The 1,400-nt window shown below is 58.7% G+C and carries 3 protein-coding genes; 2 read left to right on the forward strand and 1 reads right to left on the reverse strand.

What is annotated here, in order from left to right; translation table 11 throughout:
- The first annotated feature begins 56 nt into the window (after window positions 1-56).
- Entirely contained in the window at window positions 57-365 is a 309-nt protein-coding gene (locus tag BMI90_RS18430) for a DUF1778 domain-containing protein (RefSeq protein WP_078530920.1), read from the forward strand.
- Entirely contained in the window at window positions 366-926 is a 561-nt protein-coding gene (locus BMI90_RS18435; RefSeq protein ID WP_078530921.1) for a GNAT family N-acetyltransferase, read from the forward strand.
- A 184-nt stretch (window positions 927-1,110) separates the two neighbouring features.
- Here the strand turns inward: BMI90_RS18435 and BMI90_RS18440 are convergent.
- A partial coding sequence (locus tag BMI90_RS18440; protein ID WP_078530922.1) for a HigA family addiction module antitoxin occupies window positions 1,111-1,400 on the reverse strand: 290 nt, incomplete at its 5' end.

Genomic DNA, 1,400 nt, shown 5'->3' on the forward strand with positions numbered 1-1,400 from the left:
TCTTGATTTGTACGTCAATGTGGCGTACATGATAAATGGAGAGACAGGAGGCGACCATGCTGGGTTTCCACGACACCACGCGCGCGATCGATGAGCGTAACGAGGCCCGGATGAATTTCCGGACGAAGCCGCGCATCAAGACAGCGATTCAGCAGGCGGCAGCACTTTCTGGCGTCGACGATTCCGTCTTCACCATGAATGCTGCCTACCAGGCAGCGCTGGCAACGATTGCAGCACATGAACGGACGGTGCTGCAGCCGGTCGATCATGACGCGTTTTTCTCGGCACTCGATACTCCGGCGGCGCCGACAGACGCCTTGCGCTCGGCCTTCCGTCGGCATGGCAAAACGGTTGTTTCGCGGTAGATGGCTGCATCACAACCGGTCTCTTACATCATTGAGCCGTTCGATCCAGAGAGGCATGATCGATCGGCTTTTTCTTGCGGCGTCGAACAGGTCGACAACTACTTCCAGAAGACGGCCAATAAGCTCGCCAAGGCGGACAACGTCCGGCTCTATGTGATGGTCGATCCTGCCGACACCGTAATCGGTTTCTATGCTCTCAATGCGCACGCTGTTCACTTTGCGGATTTGCCTGCAAAGTTCGCGCGAACACGTCCGTCGCACGGCAATATCCCTGCCGCATACATCTCGATGATCGGGCGTGATCAGAAGTTCAATGGGGACGGGTATGGCGGCGACTTGCTTGTCGATGCCCTCCGCCGCATTGCTATTGCCGCAGAGGCGATCGGCGTCGCCGTTGTCATGCTCGATGTTCTCGATTGTGGCGATCCCGACCGCGTGGCGCGCCGCAAGGCGCTATACGAAAGCTACGGCTTTTTGCCGCTCGCATCGAACCCGCTGAGAATGTTCTTGCCAGTCAGCGTCGTGCGAAAGCTGATCTCTGAGCAGGCCGAAGGCAGCTGACCGAAAGACCTCACCACACGCTTCCATTCATCGAAAAATGTCTGCCCTTGGGTCGGTTTCACACTGCTCTGCATCCTGAAAATTGGACCGTTCGAAACTGGAGTTTTCAGCTAAGCTTTCCTGGCCGGGCGAGGCGCGGAACCGCATGAAAGCTCCGAAGGTCACGGAAGCACGAGACAGGCGTTCATTCAGCCGGACAGAGCGTCGGAATCGCCGACACATCCACCTCGCGGGATGCGTGCCAGACATCATAGGCGCCCTGCATCCTGATCCAGATCAGCGGCGCGTTTCCGAATAGCTTGCCCAAACGCACGGCGACCTCAGCGCTCACGGGCTTCCGTTCGGCAAGGATGTCATGCAGGTGCTGGCGCGAGATCCCGAGCATCCGCGCAATCTCGGTCTTGGACTTCCTGGTCGCGGGGATCAGGTCCTCGCGGAGCAGTTCGCCCGGATGCGTCGGGCAGCGGGCAGGAT

The sequence above is a fragment of the Thioclava sp. L04-15 genome, from assembly GCF_002020275.1.
GTDB classification, from domain to species: Bacteria; Pseudomonadota; Alphaproteobacteria; order Rhodobacterales; family Rhodobacteraceae; genus Thioclava; species Thioclava marina.